The sequence below is a fragment of the Chryseobacterium tructae genome, assembly GCF_030409875.1.
GTDB classification, from domain to species: domain Bacteria; phylum Bacteroidota; class Bacteroidia; order Flavobacteriales; family Weeksellaceae; genus Chryseobacterium; species Chryseobacterium tructae.
The window spans coordinates 2,123,318-2,144,744 of sequence record NZ_JAUFQR010000001.1; the positions used below are offsets into that span (position 1 = coordinate 2,123,318).

The window sequence follows — 21,427 nt, forward strand, 5'->3', positions numbered from 1 at the left end:
TCATGTATCCGTTTTACAATTAACAAAAAGTAACCACAAAGGGTTACTTTTATTAAGGTCTGTTTACAGGATGGTAACTCATGAAATATTGTATTCTTTCTTCTTTATTATGTGGAGGATTTTCAGCTGAAGTGTTTTGAATAACATAAGAAGTGTTTCCATTGATATCCGTCTGAACAGTTTCAATACTTACCAGTTCACCAGTAATCTTTCCACCAATATATTGGGGATTATCGTGATACCGCCAGGTGACCAGTTTCATCAGGGCTCCTACCTCTGGTTTGCTATCTTCCCGGGATAATGATGCCAAAGCTTTTTCGTTGCCGTATAAAGCAGCCATGGTCTCTTTCTTAGGATTCAGGGAATTGGAAATAAATTTAAGATTTCCGGAATCAAAAACAAATCGTTTCAATCTGTTTTCGTTTTCATTGTTTTTCTTATTGCAGGAGATCGGTGAGATCAGGCTTACCAGTAGGATTAATAGTATATTTCATTTTTTCTGTAGATTTTGAATGAGTCTTTGTGTATTTACTTTCATAGGAACATCAAACAGATAGCCTGTTTTTTCGGCAAGTTGTCTGTGGCAGGCAATACAGGACTCTTTAGCAAAAGAGGCTGTTTTCCCAGTGGGATGGAGATCTTTTCCTGAAAATTTTGCAAATCCCCAACCTTCGGTATCTGTATATTTTTCAGAATCTTTGACCATAAACTGAGCATTCACAAATTCTCCGGCTCTAATCTCTCCATTGGGGAATTCCTTTTGCTTCCATACAGATTTCACTACAATACTTCCGTCTGGCCATGGGTGAAAATTTTCTGTTTCAACAGCTTTTACGGCAATATCATTTCCATAAATAACCCGGATGGAATGGTCAAAAAGTGTACTCATACTAATGACTTTCCAATTTTTAAAATCATCGGTATATTGAATGCCATTAGGAGAAACGGGTGTTTTTATATAGGAACCGGATGTCGTTGTGATTTCATGATTCACTTCTGTATTTTTTGCTGAGGTATTGGCTGCAGATAATGAAAAAGTATATTTTCTTATCGTTTCAATGTCTTTTTCTGTAATCTTAGCAGAAGGGTGGAGTAAAGTATATTCATGAAGAGGCATCTTTCCACTTTGTACCATGTTTAAAATCGCGTACATTCTTCCTTGACGCTCAGCGGTAGTAAGCTTTTCCCAATCTGAGAAATTCAGAACTTCTCTTGCTCGTTTCACATCCTTGTTCACTGCCCATGATATAGGAGCAACCTTATCATACCAGCTAAGGTTCTGTTGGTTGGAATGACAGTTGAAACATGAATTTTCAAGGATGGAGATGACTTCTTTTGGAGCATCCATTTTTACCATGACAGTTTTTCCTTCCAAAGGCTGACTGAATAACTGTAATCCTCCAAAGGCTCCCAGTATAATCAGAAATGCAATGGCAATGGGGCTTCTTTTTTTCTTTGCAGTATCCATAATAAGTATTGTTTTTATTTTCTGGGATCAAAAGTAGTTGGGGAGAATACATGTTGAAATGGAAAACAAGTTAAAGCGGACAAACTGAAAGATGAAAGCTGAATTTTGAGGTGTGAAAATTCAAAAGATCTCACACTTGGAGTGTGAGATCTTTTTTGTTCAATTTTAGATGTATAGATGGTTTATTGCTTTTTTAATGGTCAATCTATAATGATCTTATTGAGGAAGTTAATTCCCTTGATCAGATTGGGTACTAAGAGATATTGAGCTTCGTTTAGCAAAAGGCTACTTTTATATCTATATTTAGTGTTTCAGTAAAGTCTGTTTATGAACCACTTTTCCATCTTTAATGATTGTTGCGTAATAAGTACCAGGCAATTGTCTTTCAAGATCAAAGCTCAAATTACTGGTGTCTACTACTATACTTCCTCTGGCATCTACTACTAATAGTTTTATATTTTCCGCTTTTTTGGAAAATAGAGTGGATCTATTTCCTGCAGGTGGAGGGCCACAAGGATCTATTTCGATAAAATATACAGACCCGGAGTTACCGGATTTAGCAATTGAATATCGGTCACAAGCACGAGGAGCAGGAGGTTGAATGGTTACTAAGTTTTTAAGGATGCCACAATCTGTGATCGCAGATGTTTCAACAAGGAAGCTCCAATCATATCCAAAACCATTGGCACTATATGAAAAACCAGTATGGGTGGAACCGTCGTCTAATTTTTTCCAGATAAAATTATCAGGCGATATTCCCTGATCCTCTAAAGATACATCCGGAATATTACTGATTGCATAATAGGTTACATAATTGGTGTTATTTGGATCTGTTTTGAAGCTATAGCTTGGTGTACCCACAAATATTTTTTTATTCAACGTTTTGGCCTGTCCACATGGATTAGATACTGTAGCAGTAAGCGTAAACAATCCTTGTTGCTTAATGGATATATTGACAGAAGTTGCCGTAGATGATAGTATTTGAGCAATTGAGGTGTCGGAGGTACTCCATGTTGTATTGGATATGGTCGGAGAATTTATTGTGTAAGTTACTGTTGAAGGGAACGAACACACATTGTTAGACCCGGTAATCGCTACAGAAGAATCAATACCAGCAAAAACAGATGAGGAACTAAGGGTTCCCTGGCTTACGCCTTCCCATATTGGATTAACTTTTACCTGATCAGGAAGTACACCTGGCGTAGTAGGGGTTAAAGTAAGAGTTGAGCCTGCGGTAATATTTCCTGATGTGGGAGTTCCGTTTAAGCTCCATCCAGCGCCAATATTCCAGTTGTAACTGAAAGATCCTTCGCTTGTATTGCTTTTACAGGTAAATGTTACAGGGGCAGGATTGGAACAGTTAATGTATGTTTTTTGAGGTGATAAACTAAAAGTCGGTTTTTTGTGAAAAATGATCTTGTTGGAATACCATTCAAGCCCGGAATTATCAGATTTGACAAAGGCGACAAGATAATTATTGTAGCTATAGTTTAAGTCGAAATTATCAACATTAACATCAAAGCTTATGAATCCGGTGAGAAGATTGCTATATTTGATGTCTTTAAGAACTTTATAGTTACCATTTCCTTGATATAATCTGAGTTGAAACCAATAGGGTCCATCTGTGTAACCTGTTATGATATCATATATCACATTAAATTTGAGGTTAGCAGAGCTTACACCATCCATTTTTATAGGATTGTTAACAGAAGCAGGCTGATTGTTGACGGCTAATGTGCCAATACTCATGCTAAAAGTTTGTGCATTTGCAATAGATGCAATCAAAAGAATGTAGAATAATAAGATTTTTTTCATGGAATTTTAGATTTGTAAAGTTAAAGAGGTGCTTTTTTATCTTTCGAAGAGGTCTGTTATCGAAAGTTTAGAGAGGTTTGTTTTAATTTTTCATGTTATTATTTTCTTATAAGATGCAGAATTATTAAAAGGTTGCAGTAAAAAATATAAAAAAATAGCCCCTTAAAAAGGAGCTTTGGATACGTGTCATTTTATTTGTTCAAATTCAAATGGAATTTTCATTTTATCATTAGAAATAATGGCTTTTAACTTTTTGTCTTCTAGCTTATATTGAATTCGTTTCGGGAAATCTAATGAATCATTGATGCATATAAATTCACTGTTTTTTAATTCAGTTACTTTGAATTTGATGAATTGTTTTTCTTCCGGAGTTTTAACAAATAGACTCCATTCTCCATTGGAATTGACAAATTTCATGGTTTCCTTACTGATTGTATCTCCTTTTTGAATGGTAAATCCAATGCCTGAATATTCTGTCGGGCTTATTTTGATCCAATTTTCAAAAGTCTCTTTTCCTGGTTTTTCGTTTGATCTCTTCCATGTTCCGGTCAGCCAATCAAAATTTACAATATTTTTTGTTTCTGAGTGGGCTTCTGATCTTTCACTTTGAGGAGTTTTTGTGCTTTGATTACAAGATAAAATAAATGTTGCAGCCCCTAAAAGGAGTAATGAATTTTTCATGATAATAAGTTTGGTTTTTATAAATGTATAAAAAAATCATGAAAAGAGAAGGGATATTTTGTGGATCTATTGTTAAAATTAAAAACCCCGCAATTTGCGGGGTTCTTGTATAGTTGATTGAAAATCTATTAATTAGATTCCGTCAATGATTTCATTTAAAACAGTGCTTGGTCTCATTGCTGCGTATGTTTTATACGTATCAGTTTTGTAGTATCCTTCAATGTTTTGAGGCTTACCTTGAGCGCCGATTAATTCAGCGTTGATTACCTCTTCGTTTTCCTGCATTGCCTGTGCTATCGGAGCAAAATGAGCTGCTAATTCAGTATCAGCAGTTTGGTTAGCTAACGCTTCAGCCCAGTACATTGCTAAATAGAAGTGAGAACCTCTGTTGTCAATCTGACCTACCTTTCTGGCAGGAGATTTATCTGTAGCTAAGAACTTCGCATTTGCCTCATCTAATGCATCCGCTAAAACCTGAGATTTTGTATTCCCTTGAGTTTGTGCTAAATGCTCTAAAGAAGCCTGTAGTGCTAAGAATTCACCTAAAGAATCCCATCTTAAATAGCCTTCTTCTAAGAATTGTTCAACGTGTTTTGGAGCAGAACCTCCTGCACCTGTCTCAAATAAACCACCACCATTCATCAATGGAACAATAGAAAGCATTTTTGCAGAAGTACCAAGCTCAAGGATTGGGAAAAGATCCGTTAAATAATCTCTCAATACGTTTCCAGAAACAGAAATAGTATCTTTACCTTCTCTTGCTCTTCTAAGGGTTTCAGTCATTGCATCTTTTACATCAAGAATTCTGATGTCAAGACCAGTTGTATCGTGATCAGCAAGATACTTTCTACTTTTTTGATGATTTCTCTATCGTGAGCTCTTCCTTGATCTAGCCAGAAAATTGCAGGAGTATCAGAAAGTCTTGATCTGTTTACCGCCAATTTTACCCAGTCCTGGATAGGAGCATCTTTCGTCTGACACATTCTGAAGATGTCATTCTTTTCTACTTTTTGAGAAAGAAGAACATTTCCAGCTTCATCCTGAACTTCTACAGTTCCGTCAGCAGATAATTGGAATGTCTTATCATGAGAACCATATTCTTCAGCTTTTTGAGCCATTAACCCAACGTTTGGAACAGATCCCATAGTCGTTGGGTCTAATTTTCCGTGTGCTTTCATATCATCAATTACAGACTGATAGAAACCAGCATAAGAACGGTCTGGAATGATACAAACTGTATCTTCTTCGTTTCCGTCTTTGTTCCACATTTACCGCCACCTCTTACAAGAGCAGCCATAGAGGCATCTACAATAATATCAGAAGGAACGTGGAAGTTTGTAATTCCTTTATCAGAGTTTACCATTGCCACTCTTGGTTCTTCAGCCAATGCTTTTTCAATGTCAGCTTTAATGTCAGCCTCTTGTGCATTTCCTTTGATTTTTTCAAAAAGATCAGCAAGACCATTATCTGGATTAATATCTAAAGACTTGAAAGTCTCAGCATATTTAGTGAATACCTCTTTGAAGAAAGTTTCTACAATAGCTCCGAAGATAATAGGGTCAGAGATTTTCATCATGGTAGCCTTAAGGTGAGCCGAAAGAAGTATATTTCTTTTCTTAGCTTCTTCAATAGCTTCCTGAACGAATACTTTCAAAGCATTAAGGTTCATTACAGAAGAATCAATTACCTCACCAGCCTGAAGACCGGCGAAGTCTTTTAGTACTGTTTCAGCACCATCATTCCTTTGAATACGATTCTGTATTTTGTAGCATTTTCTAATGTTGTAGAAGTTTCTGTTCCGTAGAAATCACCATTGTTCATGTGAGCTACGTCAGTTTTGCTGTCAGAAGCCCAATCACCCATTCTGTGAGGATTAGCTTTTGCATAGTTTTTAACCGCTTTTGGAGCACGTCTGTCAGAGTTTCCTTCTCTTAATACAGGGTTTACAGCACTTCCTAAAACCTTAGCATATTTAGCTTTAATGGCTTTTTCATCATCATTCTTAGGCTCTGCAGGGTAGTTTGGTACTGCAAAACCTTTTCCTTGTAACTCAGCAATAGCTGCGTCTAATTGAGGAACAGAAGCGGAAATATTAGGTAATTTGATAATGTTTGCATCCGGTTGAGTTGCTAATTCTCCTAATTCAGCTAAAGCATCACCAATTTTCTGGTCATCCTTTAAAAACTCAGGAAAGTTAGCTAAGATTCTGCCTGCCAGGGAAATATCCGGAACAGCGATCTCGATATCTGCTGATTTAGTGAAAGCTTTTACAATAGGTAAAAACGAGTGGGTAGCCAGCATGGGTGCCTCATCCGTTAATGTGTAGTAAATTTTTGATTTTTCTGACATTATACTGTTATTTATTATTTGAAATTAAAGTCCCACAAATTTACTAAATATGATTGTTTTTTTAGGGGATTTTAAATAAAAAAAGAAGTAAAAAGCCTCTTTTCATTTTTTATATCTGAACAATTGTATATTCTCCAGTTCGTTAAAATTGATAGTAAACTTAATTTTAAAGTTTTTGAGAATTCATGTCAGGTTGGAAATTACTTAAAAAACTGATGGCCAGACTCAAGTATTTTTATTTTCACTTTAAGATTAATTTAACCTTAGATTACACAAAGAAAAATTCTTTTTTGATTACATTTGAAAAACTAAAAAAATATATATTATGTCAACGACAATCACTTTAAAAGGAAACGAAGTACACACTATAGGAACATTACCAGCTGTAGGAACCAGCGTTAAAGATTTTGCATTGGTTGATTCAGGATTAAATGTAAAAACTCTTGAAACTTTTGAAGGGAAGAAAAAAGTATTCAATATTTTCCCAAGTATTGATACACCTACTTGTGCAGCTTCGAGCAGAAAATTCAATGAAGAAGCTTCAAAACTAGAAAATACTGTTGTAATCAATGTTTCTAAAGACCTTCCATTTGCATTAGGAAGATTTTGTGCAGCAGAAGGATTGAACAGCGTTGAAACTCTTTCAGATTTCAGAAGCAGCTTTGGTGATGATTATGAAGTAACAATCACTGACTCTCCATTGAAAGGATTATTAAGCCGTGCAGTAATCGTTACAGATGAAAACAATAAAGTAATTTACACAGAACAAGTTTCAGAAATTGCTGATGAGCCTAATTACGATGCAGCCCTTGCAGCATTAAACAATTAGTAGAAATAATTTTTGTAAAAAGCCTTGTGAAATTGATTTTGCAAGGCTTTTTTTGAACCCAAAATACACAATATATGATGACAGAACTTTACGAAAAATACGGAGAACTGTTTCAAGTAGACCAAGAACATTTTGATGAGTTTTATACATTGCTTAAGGATACCTTACTTGTAAAATCGGATTTTTTCCTGAAACAAGGCGAAAAATGTAAATATTTAGGCTTTATCAAAAAAGGGACGATCAGAAGCTTTTATATCAACGATCAAGGCAGGGAAATCAATTTTGGATTCTATTTTGAAAACGAATTCTTTACCGATTATGAGAGTATACTTTGTGATACCGTATCCAATATGAATATCCAGGCATTGGAGAATTGTGAAATCTTATTATTGAGCAAAGAGCATCTGCAAGCATTATATCAGAAAGAAGCGTATTGGCAGAAATTCGGGCGGGTGATGAGCGAGAAAATTTATCTGGATGCCAAAAAAAGAATTGATGATCTGCTATGTCTGTCCCCGGAAAATAGATATTTAAACCTTTTAAAAAAACAACCGCTTCTTTTTCAGAAAATTGCACAAAAACATATTGCCAGTTACCTTGGCGTGGCAGAACAATCTTTGAGTAGGATCCGGAGCAGGATCGTAAATTAACTTAAGTTAACGCCTGATGGTATTTTAGTTGGTAGCTTTATCATTATCAAATTTTAATACTTATCATCATGGAACAAAAAGATTTAACCATTATTTTGGTACACGGAGCTTGGGGAGACGGATCTCATTGGCAATACATTATTCCGTCTCTGGTAAAAGCAGGCTATAAAGTAAGAAGTGTTCAGAATCCTCTTACTTCCCTGCAGAACGATATTGATAAAACAAAAGATCTTATTGATGCTCAGGAAGGGAAAGTCCTTTTGGTAGGACATTCTTATGGCGGAGCCGTTATTTCAGGAGCTGGAAATCATGACAAGGTTGTTGGGCTAGTGTATATTGCAGCCTTTGCACCGGATGCCGGTGATAGTTTAGGCTCATTATTAGGAAGAAGAGAATCTCCGGGTGGAGCAAGTATTTACCCCGATAATAAAGGTTTTTTGTGGATTAAATATGATGAATTTAAATCGGCATTCTGTCAGGATCTGGATGACGAAAAAGCTCTGGTAATGGCATTGTCTCAAAAACCTATTCATGGACAGTGCTTTGGAGATGTTGCAGGTGATCCGGCATGGAAAACAAAACCAAGCTGGTATCAGATTTCATCAAACGACCATATGATTCCTGCTGAAACGGAAAAAGAAATGGCGGAACGTCTTCAACCTAAAAAAATAATAACATTAGATGCAGGACATGCTTCGTTAGCCTCACATCCTGATGAAGTTACACAACTGATCTTAGAAGCAGCCTCTTCACTTTAAAAGATAAATTAAAAATAAAGATTGATAAAGCTCTGGAAAATTTTAAGTATTTTCACAGGGCTTTTTTATTAATAAAAATCAAAATGGTAAAAAGAATCGTAGCCAATATAAAAACAGGTGATCTTACAAAAGGAAATATCTTTTATCAGGATATTTTAGAACTTGATGTTTTGATGGATCATGGTTGGATCAAAACTTTAGGTACGGAGGAAGAAGCAAAAGTACAGATCAGTTTTGCGGAACAAGGAGGTAATGAGACTGAAGTTCCCGATTTGTCTATAGAGGTTGATAATGTAGATGAAATTTATGATAAGATGGGAAAAGCAGGCTTTAAGATTGTTTATGATATTACCAATGAAGATTGGGGGGTGCGTCGCTTTTTTGTAAAAGATCCATTTGGAAAAGTAATTAATGTTCTTTCCCATCAATAAAAAATAGACCCTTCAATAGGAGTGGGCTTTAGCCCGCTTTCATAAAAAATAAACGATCATCTGGCTTTAGCCAAAACCTAAAATTTAATTGTCTTAATTTCTTAAATCTCTATATTTCCAAATTATGAAAGCAGAACAAATCATACCTATCCTAAGAATCTTTGATTATCAGAAAACCCTTGAGTTTTATATTGATTGGCTTGGCTTTGAAATAGCCTGGGAACACCGTTTTGAAGATAATATGCCTGTTTATATAGAGGTTAAAAAAGATAATATTGTTCTTCATCTGAGCGAGCATCATGGAGATGCAAGTCCGGGAAGCAGTATTTTCATCTGGGGGGAAGGCGTTGCAGAATATCATCAGGAACTTATTGATAAAAAGTATAAATACAATCGTCCAGGACTTGAAAAGACGTTCTATGATGCTGTCGCATTCACCGTACATGATCCTTTTGGAAATAAAATTATTTTCAATGAAAAATATGATCAGTACAAGCATGAAGCTTTAAAATTCCACTCAATAGAATAAAAAGACAATCTTCTTCAATCTACTGCTTCTGATGCAAAAGAGTATAATTCCTCAGCTGATTAAGTTGATTGAAATCATTATCAATTTGGAATATTAAGACTAACTTTGTTCCTTCAAAATAGATAATGAAACGTTCAGGAACAGCAGATTTACCTCTTCACTATGGCAAAGTGCCACCATGGTTGTATGAGCGTATGTCTATTCTTGGGCTTTCCATTGTTGAGGCAATCCTTACAGACTATGGAAAAGATGAAGTACTTCGTCGGCTGGCAGATCCGTTTTGGTTTCAAAGTTTTGGTGCCGTTATGGGAATGGACTGGCATTCTTCGGGAATAACCACTTCTGTAATGGGAGCTTTGAAGCGTTCTATTAATCCTAATTCTCAGTCTTTGGGACTGTATATTTGTGGGGGAAAAGGGAAATTTTCCAGAGAAACACCATCAGAGCTTATTCAAATTGCTGAAAAAACAGGTTTGAATGGAGCTGAATTGGTGAGAGCCAGTAAGCTGTCTGCCAAAGTAGATAATACGGCTATTCAGGATGGATATCAATTATATCTGCATAATTTTATCCTGTCAGACAATGGAAACTGGAGCGTTATTCAACAGGGAATGCATCACTCTGACGGAACTGCAAGGCGTTATCATTGGCACTCCGGAAATATAACTTCCTTTGTAGAAGAACCTCATACCGGAATTAATGGGGTTTCAAGAGGACGTATTTTAAACCTTACCGATTCCGAAGCTGCTGAAAACAGAAAAGGGATTCTGGATATTTCCCACACAGATTCTATCGACGTTATGAAGGACTTTTCAAGATTAATTCTTCCCGCTCATCATGATGTTCAGGCTTCTGATGTAGATCTTAAACGATTGGGAGCTCTTTGTATATGACTCGAGAGCAGCAGCCGCAGAATTTTGAAGATTTACTGATGTTGGAAGGGGTGGGGCCAAGAACTATGCAGTCTTTAGCTTTGGTAAGTGAGGTGATTCACGGAGCACCGTCAAGATTTTCTGATCCCGCGAGATTTTCTTTTGCTCATGGAGGAAAAGACGGCCACCCATTTCCGGTTCCGATTAATGTATATGATGAAAGCATTAATATTCTTAGAAAAGGGATAGAAAAATCAAAACTTGGAAATTCAGATAAGCTGAATACTTTAAATAAACTCCATCAAATTGTAGCTGCTGCAGAAAAAGATTTTACTCCCGATTTTGATATTCAGGAAGTTATTGAAGAAGAACGTCAGAATTCATGGCGTTTTGGAGGAAAAACAGTCATGGGTGATGCTCAGAAACCTGCTCCTCCTAAACCTATTCAACTCTCTTTATTTTAATACGAAAATTTAGAGGTCTACCTATTAATTTGCATTCAATATCTAAAATTCTTTCACCATAACGACAAATATTGGTATACCATTCCCCTCCACTGGAAGGGTGTCAAATTGAAGATTTGACGGGGTGGTCTCTTCCAATATTTAAACTCTTGTTTAAATATGTGATATTGCTAACTTATCTTAAATTCAGTGAAATATGTGGTATTGAATCATAAATAAATCATTTTGTTTAATTAAAATTACGATTATTTCAATTTAAAATTTTATTTTTAAAGTCTTAAAAAAATGACCTGATGACCTATAAATCCCTAGAAGTGTGTTACGATTTTCCGTTTTTTCTTCAGGAAGAACTTGATGAAATATTTAAGGCTCATGAAAAAACATCCTTTCAAAAAGGAGATTTTATTCTTGAAGAAGGAAAGATGGCAAGTGAATACTATATTCTGGATAGCGGGTTGGCTCGTTCATTTGTTAATGATTTTAATGGAAATGAAGTTACCACTCATTTTTTCGTGGAAAATGAGGTCATTATTGAGGTCTTGTCTATGTTTCAAAGAATCCCAACGCAGGAAAATATTGTCTGTATCACAGATTGTGAATGCTGGAAGTTGGATTACGATACTTTTCAGGAGCTTTTTCACAAAATTCCTAATCTTAGGGAATGGGGAAGAGCATGGATGTCTAAGGAACTTTTTGATTACAAACAAAGGTCGGTGGAAATGTTTACCCTTTCAGCGACAAGAAGATATTTGAACCTGTTGGAGCAGAAATCTAAGGTCATACAGTTTGCCCCTTTGAAACAGATTGCTTCTTATCTTGGAGTGACAGATACTTCCCTGAGCAGAATCCGTAAAGAATTGGTCTCTCATCCCAAGAAAATTTAAATCTTGCCTTATGGCAAGTAGATTTTCATTACACCTTGGTAATTTTGATTAAAAGTTTAACACCAAAATTATTAAAAATGAAAATCAATCAAGTCTATATCAATCTACCCGTAAAAGATGTACAGAAAACCAGAGCATTCTGGACAACGCTTGGCTTTTCTATTAACGAACAGTTTTCAGATGATAAAGCGGTATGTGTGGTGATGAAAGAAGATCATATCTATACGATGTTTCTGAAAGAAGAGTTTTTTCAAACCTTTACGAACAGACCTTTTGCCAAAGGTGATACCACACAAGTGCTTCTTGCTATTGGAGTAGAACATAGAGAAGAAGTAGACGGAATGGTAAATACAGCCATTGAAAATGGGGGTTCCAAATACAGTGAGCCTATGGATCACGGATGGATGTATCAAAGTGCTTTTGCAGATATTGATGGCCATCAGTGGGAAGTAATGTATGCCGATTCTTCACAGTTTCCGGATAATATCTAATAAATTTTATTTCCAAATAAACATAGAAACAATGTCAAACGAAATAGAATTAGTAAAAAATCAGATCAATATTACCTATAAAGTAATCCTGATTAATACGGAAGGAATTACCCATGAAGAATCAATGATTTTTCCTAACGGAGAAGCTAATTGTATGAATTGGGTTTTAGGACATCTGATCTATATCAGAAATGGTTTACTGAATATTCTGGGTGAAGAATCAATTTGGGATGGTGAAACATTTTCAGGATATAACAGAGGAGCTATTGCCTTAGAGCGAAAAGATGAATTTATCAATTTTGAAGAATTGAAATCTTACTTAAAACAGTCTCAGGAAAAATTGGAAGGAAAGCTGATTGGGCTTGAACACTTTCCTGTTGAACAGATCAGTGATATTGCAACTCTCTGTTTCCACGAAAATTATCATAGTGGGCAGCTTGGATACATCCGCAGGCTTCTGGGAAAGCCTGGAGGGATAAAATAATAGTACAAAGAGACTGATTAACCTTGGAAATCTGTGTAATCTATGAGATCCACGAGAGGAAAATAGATTCCACAGTGCCCTTTTGAACTTTGTTAGCAGATCTTCAATCTGTACTCTGAATAATAAAAAAACTGTTGACTTTTTATTTCATCTCGCAGATTGGGCTGATCTCGCAGATGATTGAGGCTTAAAAACGTATGAAATCTGTAAAATATGCGGGAGAAAGATCTGCATTACTCAATTTTATCGAAGATAAGATTTTTGCGCCTTAAAAAATATAGAGTTTACAAATTATTCGCGCCTTTGCGTTTTTCTAACCATTAATTAATACAAAAAAACAAAATAATGGACACACCAAAATCAAAAAAAGTAGAGCTCGTTACTCCGGCTTATAGAATGCATACCCAAAGCTTTATCAATGTTTTGGATGGCATTTCGGAAGAAGATGCTTTGAAAAGAATTGAAAACAAAACCAACCATATAGTTTGGATGGCAGGAAATTTTGTGAATATGCGTTATGGCCTGGCCTGGGTATTGGGATTACAAGAACAGGATCCTAATAATGATCTTTTCTTCCAAGGAAAAGCATTGGATGAAAGTATACAATATCCAAGTCTCGCAGATTTGAAGAAGAACTTCCATGATATTTCTTCAAAAACATATCAGAAGTTATTGGAAGTAACAGATGAAGAATTGGATGAGATCTTTGAAATCGGGATGAATATTCCTTTATTAAAGAAACCAAACTCAATTTTGTAGGAATGTGCATCGGTCGTGAAGATTACCTCTGTGGACAAATAGGGCTAATGCGTAGGATTTTAGACTATCCGGGAATGAAATATGACGTGGATGAAAACCTTACCTATTAATCATGAACCCATTAGAAAAAGGATATAAGCTTGTTAACGGAATTCAGCTGTATTATGAAATTTACGGCTCCGGAAAACCATTGGTGCTGATTCATGGGGGTGGCTCTTCTATTTTGTTTGATTTTAAAGAGGTTATTGCAAGGCTTGAAAACAAATTTCAACTGATTGGAATAGACCTTCAGAACCATGGAAGAAGTGAACATCGTGATATTCCTGAAACATTTGAACAGGATGCTGATGATGTTGCAACTCTTTTGTCTGCTCTTAATATTCATAAAGCTTCATTTTGGGGATTCAGTAATGGCGGAAGTACGGTAATGCAGATCGGACACCGTCACCCCGGAATTGTAGAAAAACTGGTGGTGGCTTCAGCATTTTACAAGAGAAACGGAATGATGGATGGCTTTTTTGAAATGATGCAGGAAGCTACTTTAGAATCAATGCCGGAACCTTTAAAAATCAATTTTTTAAATCTCAATCCGGATTTTTCTAAGCTGGAAAACCTCTTTGATAAAGACAGCAAAAGGATGCAAACCTTTGTAGACTGGGATGATGCAGTACTGAAATCTATACAATCCCCTACATTATTTATCAGTGGAGATAAAGATGTGATGAAACCCGAGCATACCGTAACAATGTGGCGCTTGGTAGAAGACTCAAAATTAATGATCCTTCCTGCGACCCATGGAACGTATATGATGGCTGATTTTGACGGCAGTCTCAATGAAAATCTAATCAACTTCACAATAAAAGAAGTAGAAACATTTTTAAATACATAAAGTTACAGATTGCATTCAATTTTTTCACATCAGGATATTGGTGCTGTTTGTGAAATTATTCGTGTCATTTGTGTTTAAATAAAATAAAAAACAACAATTAAAATTAAAAATCATGGCAAAATTAAATCCGTACTTAAATTTCGATGGAAAAGCTGAAGAAGCTTTCAATTTTTACAAATCTGTTTTTGGAGGAGAATTCGTGGGTGAAGTTCATAAAATGGGAAATGCTCCCGGCACCGAAAACCTTTCTGAAGAAGAAAAAAACAGAGTGATGCATATTGCATTGCCTATTGGAGGCGACCTTTTAATGGCTTCCGATATTGTTCCTAGCTTCGGACAAAAACTAAATGTAGGAAATAATAATTATGTTTCTATTTTTCCGGATTCAAGAGACGAAGCAGACAGGCTTTTCAAAGGACTTTCTGAAGGTGGAAATGTAGAAATGCCAATAGAAGACCAGTTTTGGGGTGATTATTTTGGAAGCTTTCAGGATAAATATGGTGTTCATTGGATGGTAAATTATAATGAACAATACGGGAAATAATCTTATATTTAACTAATTATAAAAGGAGATGCCCGTTTTCGGGCAGCTCTTTTGTTTAATCATTAAAAAATAGAACTATGGATCCAATTAAAATAGACATTACAATTTTAGCTCCAGTAGAAAAGGTATGGAATTATTTCAATGAACCTAAGCATATCACAAAATGGAATTTTGCCCATGAAAGCTGGCATTGTCCTAGTTCTGAAAACGATCTGAAAGTAGGTGGGAAGTTTAAAAACAAAATGGAGGCAAAAGATAAAAGTTTTGCATTTGATTTTGAAGGAATATACGATGAAGTAATCCCACATGAGCTTATAAAGTACCATATGGAAGACGGACGTAACGTGGCGGTAATCTTTGATAAGATAGATGAGAATACCACAAAAGTCATTGAAGTTTTCGACCCGGAGAAACAAAATTCTGTGGAGATGCAAAGAGATGGCTGGTATGCTATCCTCAATAATTTCCATAAGTATGTTGAAAATCACTAACAATATTTTTTTGTAGCCATGATCAATTTAGTTATCATGTCAAAGAGTTTAAATTCCTTTTATACTGTCGGTTATGATCCTGAAGATGATTTCCTTTTGGGAATAATTGCAGTACCCGCAAGGAGAGCCTTGAAAAAGGAAAAGATAGACTCTTTGGAAAAGCTGTCAGACTATTCTGAAAAGGAGATCCTGCAGCTGCATGGTTTCGGAAAAAATGCAATAATGAAGCTGAAAGATCATATGAAGGAGCATCAAATGTGTTTTAAAGAAGCATAAGAGGTATTAAACACGAAATTTTTACCGTGTCATTGCGAATGAAGTGATCGTATTTCTTTAAGCGCAAAGACACCAGATTTCTTTTGTTTTATATGATATGTTTTTTTGAAATAAATTGACAAACAAGAATTTTATTATTCAAAATAAAGTAAGCTGTAATAAAAACCTATATATAGAAAAATCTCTCGCAGATCTTACAAATTTGATACCCTGATTATCTGCTAGATCTGCTCAATCTGCGAGATAAAAAATAAACAATCAACTTTAAAATGTAAACTTATGAATAAAGATATTTTTCCATGTCTCTGGTATGATGGAGATGCCAAACAATCTGCCGAATTTTACTGCAAAGTTTTTGGTGGTGAAGTTGCTGTGGATACCCCAATGGTAATGAACATTGATTTGTTCGGACAAAGGTTTATGTTGCTCAATGGTGGCGCGCAGTTTAAGAAGAATCCTTCTATTTCATTTATGGTAATCTGTGATACGGAAGATGAGGTTCAAAAGTATTGGGATCAGTTAGTGGATGGAGGTATGGCTCTCATGGAACTGGGTTCTTATTCATGGAGTAAAAAATATGGCTGGGTTCAGGATAAATTTGGAGTAACGTGGCAGTTGTTTCTTGGGGAGAAAGCCCAAGAACAGAAAATAGTACCTACTTTGATGTTTATTCATGAAAATAATGGTAAAGCGAAAGAAGCAATGGAGCTTTATACTCAAACTTTCCCTAATTCAAAGATTGGAAACATCCTGAAATATGGAGAAGGAAGTGAGGGACATCCTATAACAGAGCCCGCAGACCATGTTCAGCATGCCAATTTTGTGATTGATGGTTACTCTTTGTTTTGTATGGATAACTCTTATGATCATCAGTTTGACTTTAATGAAGGAATTTCAATGGTGATAATGACTGATGACCAACAACAAACAGACACTTATTGGAATGCACTTACGGCAAACGGTGGTAAAGAAAGTATGTGTGGCTGGCTCAAAGATAAATATGGCCTAAGCTGGCAAATTGTACCTAAAAAGCTGATTCAGCTGATGAACGATCCTAATCAGGAAAAAGCTTATAAAGTGGTGCAGGCTATGATGAAAATGCAGAAAATTATTATCCAGGATTTAGAAGACGCTTATAACTCTTAAAGATATTTCGGCGTATTGTTTGATATTACTTAGAAAAGGATTTGCTTATGAAAACACAGAACAAATCAAAATCTAAGTCTAAAGTCCCTAAAGAAGGGGTATTTCCGGAAATTATCAGAAATGATTATTTAGGAAGCCGAAAATTATTGAACAAAAAAGCCGTTATTTCGGGAGGCGACAGTGGAATAGGACAGGCTGTGGCCGTTCATTTTGCAAGAGAAGGAGCAGACGTTGCTATTATTTATAAAGAAAGTGACAATGATGCCAAAGAAACAAGAAGGTTGGTAGAGAAAGAAGGACGCAAATGCCTTTTAATTAAAGGAGATCTTACCAGAAAAGCATTCAGAACTAAGTGTATTGACAAGGTTAAGCAAGAATGGAAAAGTATTGATGTGCTTGTCAATAATGCGGGAATTCACACTTCAAAAAATAATCTGGAAAAAATTTCTGATGAACAGATTCAGAAGACATTTGATACCAATATTATTTCCATGATCTCCTTTACCCGGAATTTTCTTCCCTTGTTAGGAAGGGGAGGTCGTATTATATGTACTACTTCTGTTACTGCTTATCGGGGAAGTGATCATCTGATTGATTATGCTGCAACAAAGGGAGCTGTATTATCTTTCATTCGTTCTTTGGCTGATAATCTCGCGGAAAAAGAAATTTTGGTTAATGGCATTGCTCCTGGACCTATCTGGACACCACTCGTGAAAGAAGCGTTTGATGATCTGTCTACATTTGGAAAAGACACTCCGTTGAAACGGGCTGGCCAACCATCGGAAGTAGCACCGGCATATGTTTTTCTGGCTTCTAAAGATGCTAGCTATATCACAGGCGAAGTAATTCATATCAATGGCGGAGACTTTGTTGGCGGATAGGTGTTGCTTTATCATCACAAGTCCTTAAATTCGAACACACCATTTAATATTTAAAAAAAATATGGAACAATTATCATACGAAATAGAAATCAATGCAGAACCTGAAAAAGTTTGGAGTGTCCTTTGGGGCGATATTACTTACAGACAATGGACAACAGCTTTTACAGAAGGCTCTTTTTATGAAGGAACACTGGAAGAAAATAACATTGTAAAGTTCTTAGATCCTAAACACAATGGGATGTACAGCCGGGTTGAAAAAGTGATTCCCAATGAGGAAATACAATTTCTTCATTTAGGAGAAATATATGAAGGGATTGAGGTTGCTAAGGACTGGGGTGATGCAACAGAATCTTATTTTCTGGAAGAATATGATGAAGGAACGGTATTAAAAATAATGATTAAAACTACAGCTGAGTTTAAAACATTTTTTGAAGAAAAATTTCCTAAAGCGCTGAATATTATTAAACACCTTTCAGAAAATCAGTTGTAAAGAAGTGTTTAATTGAGAAACAACCAACCACAAAATTTAAGAATATGGAAACCTTATCGTACGAAACAATAATAGATGCTCCTCTACAGAAAGTATGGGATATTCTTTGGAGTCCTGAAACCTATAGCCAGTGGACAAAATACTTCGGGGCTGGATCTTCTGTCATAAAATCCGACTGGCAGATTGGTGGAAAAACATATTTTCTTAATGAAAAAGGAGATGGAATGGTTTCTACTATAGACAGCCTGGATGAACCCCGTCAAATCGTTTTTAAACACCTGGGAATGACTGAAAATGGAGTAGAAGATACCCAAAGTAAAGAAGTCATGGAGTGGAGTGGATGTTTTGAAAAATACTTTCTGACAGATCTTGGTGGAAAGACCAAGCTTCATACCGAGGTTCAGGTAGAGAGTGAATGGCGGGATCATATGGATACCGGATTTACAAAAGGATTAATCGTAGTAAAAAGCCTGGCAGAGGGTGTTAATCTTAGTTCAGTGTAGGAGAGTCTAAAGGGTAAATTTATTGGAGATATAATTTTATCGTAACTTTTCTTATTTATTAGTTATTTTTATCTATTTGCAAAAATATGAAACTATTAGTCATTCTCTTTGGTACATTTATATTGGCTTTACTAGGAACCTTAGTGTTTCAGGGAAAACCTGATTTTTTATTTTCAGGAAATCTCGGTATGGCAGTTTTTATCATATTTACAGGATTTTCCCATTTTAAATTTCAAAAAGGGATGGCCATGATGATTCCTGATTTTATTCCTGCTAAAATGTTTTGGGTATATTGTACAGGTTTCTTGGAAATTGCTGCAGGAATAGGATTGATGGTTCCTGCCATTCGTGAAATGACAGCTGTTTTATTGATTATTTTTTACATACTGGTATTTATAGCCAATATTAACTCATCCCAAAAGCAGATTAATATTTTTAAAGCAGATTTTACCGGGCCGGGAATGCATTATCTTTATACCCAAAGAATTCCTATGCAGGTTATTTTAATAGCATGGACCTGGTATTTCGGAATTTATTTACAGTAACACAAAAAACAGTCTTTTAGGGCTGTTTTTTTTAGTATATAAGTGTATAATAAATGTTAAATATTGTAACGTTTTGGATTTTGAATTGTCTTATCTGTAAAGAATCTGTTTTTTTTTCTTAATTAAAATCTCAGGGACTCTGTTTTTAAACTTTAAAAACGTAAATTATGAATCTAAATTCCAAAATTTTCGGTACAGCTTACATCGTACTATCCACTATTATGATTAACGCACAAAATTCTGCCTCCAAATTGCCGGGAGATCCTACTTTGCCATCTTCCAAAGCTGCTCTTGAGAAACTTGTTTCCTATGATAAAGGAACCTTCAAATATAAAGTAGAAGATTATTTTGCAAGGCCAAAAGCTTCAGCATTTAAAATTTCTCCTGATGGAAAATACCTTTCTTATAAGGAAAAAGACAAGGACAGTAAAAACCATGTATATGTTAAAGAACTGAATACAGGAAAAATTACCAAAGCGATTGTTGAAAAAGACGATCTGATCAAAGCGTATGGCTGGCTGAATAAAAGCCGCTTATTCTATACTCAGGATAAAGGCGGAAATGAAAATATTCACTTGTATGCTGCAGATGTAGACGGAACCAATCTTAAAGACCTTACACCATTTGACGGAATTACATTAGGCTCGATTATTCCCATAAAAGATACAGACTTCGTTGTTGTCACAATGAACAAAAACAATAAACAGATCTTTGAACCGTATAAAATCAATTTTGTAACGGGAGAAATGACTCAGTTGTACGAAAATAAGGATGTAAACAGTCCTATTGATGATTATATTTTTGATAAAGACGGTAATTTAAGAGGATATAGTGTTCTTGAAAACGGGCTGACCACTAAAACATATTACAAAGATTTGCAGACTGGGAAATTCAATCTTCTGAAATCTGCTGACTGGTCAGATACCTTTAGTATTATCAGATTCAACGATAACTCTAAAAATAAGGATGAAGCCTATGTGGTGACCAATTTAGATGGTGATAAAGCAAGAATTGTTTTGTATGACCTGAAGAAAAACGCTGTGATCAAAGAAGTATATGCTAACCCGGTATATGATGTAAGCTCAATAAGTGTGGCAGGTAAAAACAGGAATTATGAACTGGATTATATCAGCTATGAAGGCTTGAAAGGAGAAACCGTTCCTGTAAGTAAATTTTACAAAGAGATTGATGATAAATTAAAAGCTCAGTTTAAAGGAAAAGAATTTGCTATTGTTTCAGCAGATGATAATGATGAAAAGCTATTGGTAATGGTAGCCAGTGATAAATTATATGGGACCTATTACGAATATGATACTAAAGCAAAAGAATTAAAACTTCTTTACAATCTTATGCCTCAGCTCAAAGAGGAGGATATGGCAGAAATGAGACCTATTGAGTTCAAAAGCAGAGATGGCTTAACAATTCGTGGATATATTACTTTGCCAAAAGCGGCATTGGAAGGTAAAAAAGTGCCGTTGGTGGTTAATCCGCATGGTGGCCCACAAGGAATTAGAGATCATTGGGGTTTCAATCCGGAGACTCAGTTATTTGCAAGCAGAGGATATGCAACACTTCAGGTGAACTTTAGAATTTCGGGGGGATACGGAAAAGAATTCCAAAAAGCAGGATATAAACAGATTGGAAGAAAGGCAATGGATGATGTAGAAGATGGAGTGAAATATGCTATTAGCCAGGGTTGGATAGATAAGGATAAAATAGCGATCTATGGCGGAAGTCATGGTGGATATGCCACTTTAATGGGCTTGATCAAAACTCCGGATCTGTATTCTTGTGGAGTAGATTATGTAGGAGTATCCAATATTTTTACCTTCTTCGATTCGTTCCCGGAATACTGGAAACCATATAAAGAAATGGTAAAGCAAATCTGGTATGACCTTGATAATCCTGAAGAAGCTAAAATTGCTAAAGAAGTATCACCGGTATTTCAGATTGATAAGATCAAGAAACCATTATTTGTCGTACAAGGAGCCAATGATCCTAGAGTAAATATCAATGAATCTGATCAGATTGTAAAAGCTATGCGTGCCAAAGGTTTTGAAGTGCCTTATATGGTAAAATATGATGAAGGACATGGATTCGGGAAAGAACCCAACAGAATTGAATTGTATAAGTCGATGCTGGGATTCTTTGCTGAGAATTTCAATAAAAGATAAATCGGTAATTTTATAATTTTAGAA

Annotated in this window: 25 protein-coding genes and 1 pseudogene; 21 read left to right on the top strand and 5 right to left on the bottom strand. The window is 35.6% G+C overall.

Annotated elements, in window-relative coordinates; genetic code table 11:
* Positions 1 to 52 precede the first annotated feature (52 nt).
* The 5 genes and pseudogenes from QWZ06_RS10515 to QWZ06_RS10535 all read right to left on the bottom strand — a co-directional run bounded on the left by QWZ06_RS10515 (position 53) and on the right by QWZ06_RS10535 (position 6,313).
* Positions 53 to 412 carry a hypothetical protein gene (locus tag QWZ06_RS10515; protein ID WP_290297862.1) on the bottom strand — a complete coding sequence of 120 codons (360 nt, stop codon included), beginning with the start codon at positions 410 to 412 and terminating at the stop codon, positions 53 to 55.
* 78 nt (positions 413 to 490) lie between these two features.
* The gene (locus QWZ06_RS10520) at positions 491 to 1,468 is read right to left on the bottom strand and encodes a heme-binding domain-containing protein (RefSeq protein WP_290297864.1); all 978 of its coding nucleotides are present in this window, start codon (positions 1,466 to 1,468) and stop codon (positions 491 to 493) included.
* 303 nt (positions 1,469 to 1,771) lie between these two features.
* On the bottom strand, positions 1,772 to 3,283 hold the full coding sequence (locus tag QWZ06_RS10525; protein WP_290297866.1) for a hypothetical protein: 1,512 nt from the start codon (positions 3,281 to 3,283) through the stop codon (positions 1,772 to 1,774).
* 186 nt (positions 3,284 to 3,469) lie between these two features.
* Complete coding sequence (locus QWZ06_RS10530) at positions 3,470 to 3,964, bottom strand: DUF6265 family protein (protein WP_290297868.1); 495 nt, start codon at positions 3,962 to 3,964, stop codon at positions 3,470 to 3,472.
* Positions 3,965 to 4,096: 132 nt separating this feature from the next.
* Positions 4,097 to 6,313: pseudogene (locus tag QWZ06_RS10535) on the bottom strand (NADP-dependent isocitrate dehydrogenase).
* A gap of 325 nt (positions 6,314 to 6,638) precedes the next feature.
* On the opposite strand from QWZ06_RS10535, the gene tpx reads away from it, so the two are divergent.
* From tpx to QWZ06_RS10640, 21 genes are all read left to right on the top strand, one after another.
* Positions 6,639 to 7,142, top strand: coding sequence for a thiol peroxidase (tpx, locus tag QWZ06_RS10540; RefSeq protein WP_290297870.1), 504 nt, complete (start codon positions 6,639 to 6,641; stop codon positions 7,140 to 7,142).
* Between the two features lie 74 nt (positions 7,143 to 7,216).
* Complete coding sequence (locus tag QWZ06_RS10545) at positions 7,217 to 7,792, top strand: Crp/Fnr family transcriptional regulator (RefSeq protein ID WP_290297872.1); 576 nt, start codon at positions 7,217 to 7,219, stop codon at positions 7,790 to 7,792.
* Positions 7,793 to 7,860: 68 nt separating this feature from the next.
* Positions 7,861 to 8,550, top strand: coding sequence for an alpha/beta hydrolase (locus QWZ06_RS10550; protein WP_290297874.1), 690 nt, complete (start codon positions 7,861 to 7,863; stop codon positions 8,548 to 8,550).
* 83 nt (positions 8,551 to 8,633) lie between these two features.
* Positions 8,634 to 8,981, top strand: a complete 348-nt coding sequence (locus tag QWZ06_RS10555) for a VOC family protein (RefSeq protein WP_290297876.1) — start codon at positions 8,634 to 8,636, stop codon at positions 8,979 to 8,981.
* A 124-nt stretch (positions 8,982 to 9,105) separates the two neighbouring features.
* Positions 9,106 to 9,510: a glyoxalase superfamily protein gene (locus tag QWZ06_RS10560; RefSeq protein ID WP_290297878.1), complete on the top strand. Its 405-nt coding sequence runs from the start codon at positions 9,106 to 9,108 to the stop codon at positions 9,508 to 9,510.
* Positions 9,511 to 9,635: 125 nt separating this feature from the next.
* Positions 9,636 to 10,403, top strand: coding sequence for a DUF763 domain-containing protein (locus tag QWZ06_RS10565; RefSeq protein ID WP_290297880.1), 768 nt, complete (start codon positions 9,636 to 9,638; stop codon positions 10,401 to 10,403).
* Positions 10,400 to 10,846, top strand: coding sequence for a DUF763 domain-containing protein (locus tag QWZ06_RS10570; protein WP_290297881.1), 447 nt, complete (start codon positions 10,400 to 10,402; stop codon positions 10,844 to 10,846). Before QWZ06_RS10565 ends, QWZ06_RS10570 begins: the two co-directional genes overlap by 4 nt.
* Before the next feature lie 293 nt (positions 10,847 to 11,139).
* The gene (locus QWZ06_RS10575; protein WP_290297883.1) at positions 11,140 to 11,730 is read left to right on the top strand and encodes a Crp/Fnr family transcriptional regulator; all 591 of its coding nucleotides are present in this window, start codon (positions 11,140 to 11,142) and stop codon (positions 11,728 to 11,730) included.
* A 77-nt stretch (positions 11,731 to 11,807) separates the two neighbouring features.
* Positions 11,808 to 12,221 (top strand): VOC family protein, encoded by a 414-nt coding sequence (locus QWZ06_RS10580; protein WP_290297885.1) that lies wholly within the window; start codon positions 11,808 to 11,810, stop codon positions 12,219 to 12,221.
* A gap of 31 nt (positions 12,222 to 12,252) precedes the next feature.
* Entirely contained in the window at positions 12,253 to 12,705 is a 453-nt protein-coding gene (locus QWZ06_RS10585) for a hypothetical protein (protein WP_290297887.1), read from the top strand.
* A 345-nt stretch (positions 12,706 to 13,050) separates the two neighbouring features.
* Positions 13,051 to 13,464 (top strand): DinB family protein, encoded by a 414-nt coding sequence (locus QWZ06_RS10590; RefSeq protein ID WP_290297889.1) that lies wholly within the window; start codon positions 13,051 to 13,053, stop codon positions 13,462 to 13,464.
* A gap of 112 nt (positions 13,465 to 13,576) precedes the next feature.
* On the top strand, positions 13,577 to 14,353 hold the full coding sequence (locus QWZ06_RS10595; protein ID WP_290297891.1) for an alpha/beta fold hydrolase: 777 nt from the start codon (positions 13,577 to 13,579) through the stop codon (positions 14,351 to 14,353).
* 112 nt (positions 14,354 to 14,465) lie between these two features.
* Positions 14,466 to 14,897, top strand: a complete 432-nt coding sequence (locus tag QWZ06_RS10600; RefSeq protein WP_160137632.1) for a VOC family protein — start codon at positions 14,466 to 14,468, stop codon at positions 14,895 to 14,897.
* 77 nt (positions 14,898 to 14,974) lie between these two features.
* Positions 14,975 to 15,388 carry an SRPBCC family protein gene (locus QWZ06_RS10605; protein WP_290297894.1) on the top strand — a complete coding sequence of 138 codons (414 nt, stop codon included), beginning with the start codon at positions 14,975 to 14,977 and terminating at the stop codon, positions 15,386 to 15,388.
* Between the two features lie 36 nt (positions 15,389 to 15,424).
* A complete protein-coding gene (locus tag QWZ06_RS10610) occupies positions 15,425 to 15,664 on the top strand; it encodes a helix-hairpin-helix domain-containing protein (RefSeq protein WP_290297896.1) in 240 nt (79 codons plus the stop codon).
* Between the two features lie 279 nt (positions 15,665 to 15,943).
* The gene (locus QWZ06_RS10615; protein ID WP_290297898.1) at positions 15,944 to 16,810 is read left to right on the top strand and encodes a VOC family protein; all 867 of its coding nucleotides are present in this window, start codon (positions 15,944 to 15,946) and stop codon (positions 16,808 to 16,810) included.
* Between the two features lie 47 nt (positions 16,811 to 16,857).
* Positions 16,858 to 17,691 (top strand): SDR family oxidoreductase, encoded by an 834-nt coding sequence (locus tag QWZ06_RS10620; RefSeq protein WP_290297900.1) that lies wholly within the window; start codon positions 16,858 to 16,860, stop codon positions 17,689 to 17,691.
* A 61-nt stretch (positions 17,692 to 17,752) separates the two neighbouring features.
* Complete coding sequence (locus QWZ06_RS10625) at positions 17,753 to 18,181, top strand: SRPBCC family protein (protein WP_290297903.1); 429 nt, start codon at positions 17,753 to 17,755, stop codon at positions 18,179 to 18,181.
* Positions 18,182 to 18,225: 44 nt separating this feature from the next.
* A complete protein-coding gene (locus tag QWZ06_RS10630) occupies positions 18,226 to 18,684 on the top strand; it encodes an SRPBCC family protein (RefSeq protein WP_290297905.1) in 459 nt (152 codons plus the stop codon).
* 86 nt (positions 18,685 to 18,770) lie between these two features.
* On the top strand, positions 18,771 to 19,229 hold the full coding sequence (locus QWZ06_RS10635; RefSeq protein ID WP_290297907.1) for a DoxX family protein: 459 nt from the start codon (positions 18,771 to 18,773) through the stop codon (positions 19,227 to 19,229).
* A gap of 167 nt (positions 19,230 to 19,396) precedes the next feature.
* A complete protein-coding gene (locus tag QWZ06_RS10640) occupies positions 19,397 to 21,403 on the top strand; it encodes a S9 family peptidase (RefSeq protein ID WP_290297909.1) in 2,007 nt (668 codons plus the stop codon).
* Positions 21,404 to 21,427: the final 24 nt, after the last annotated feature.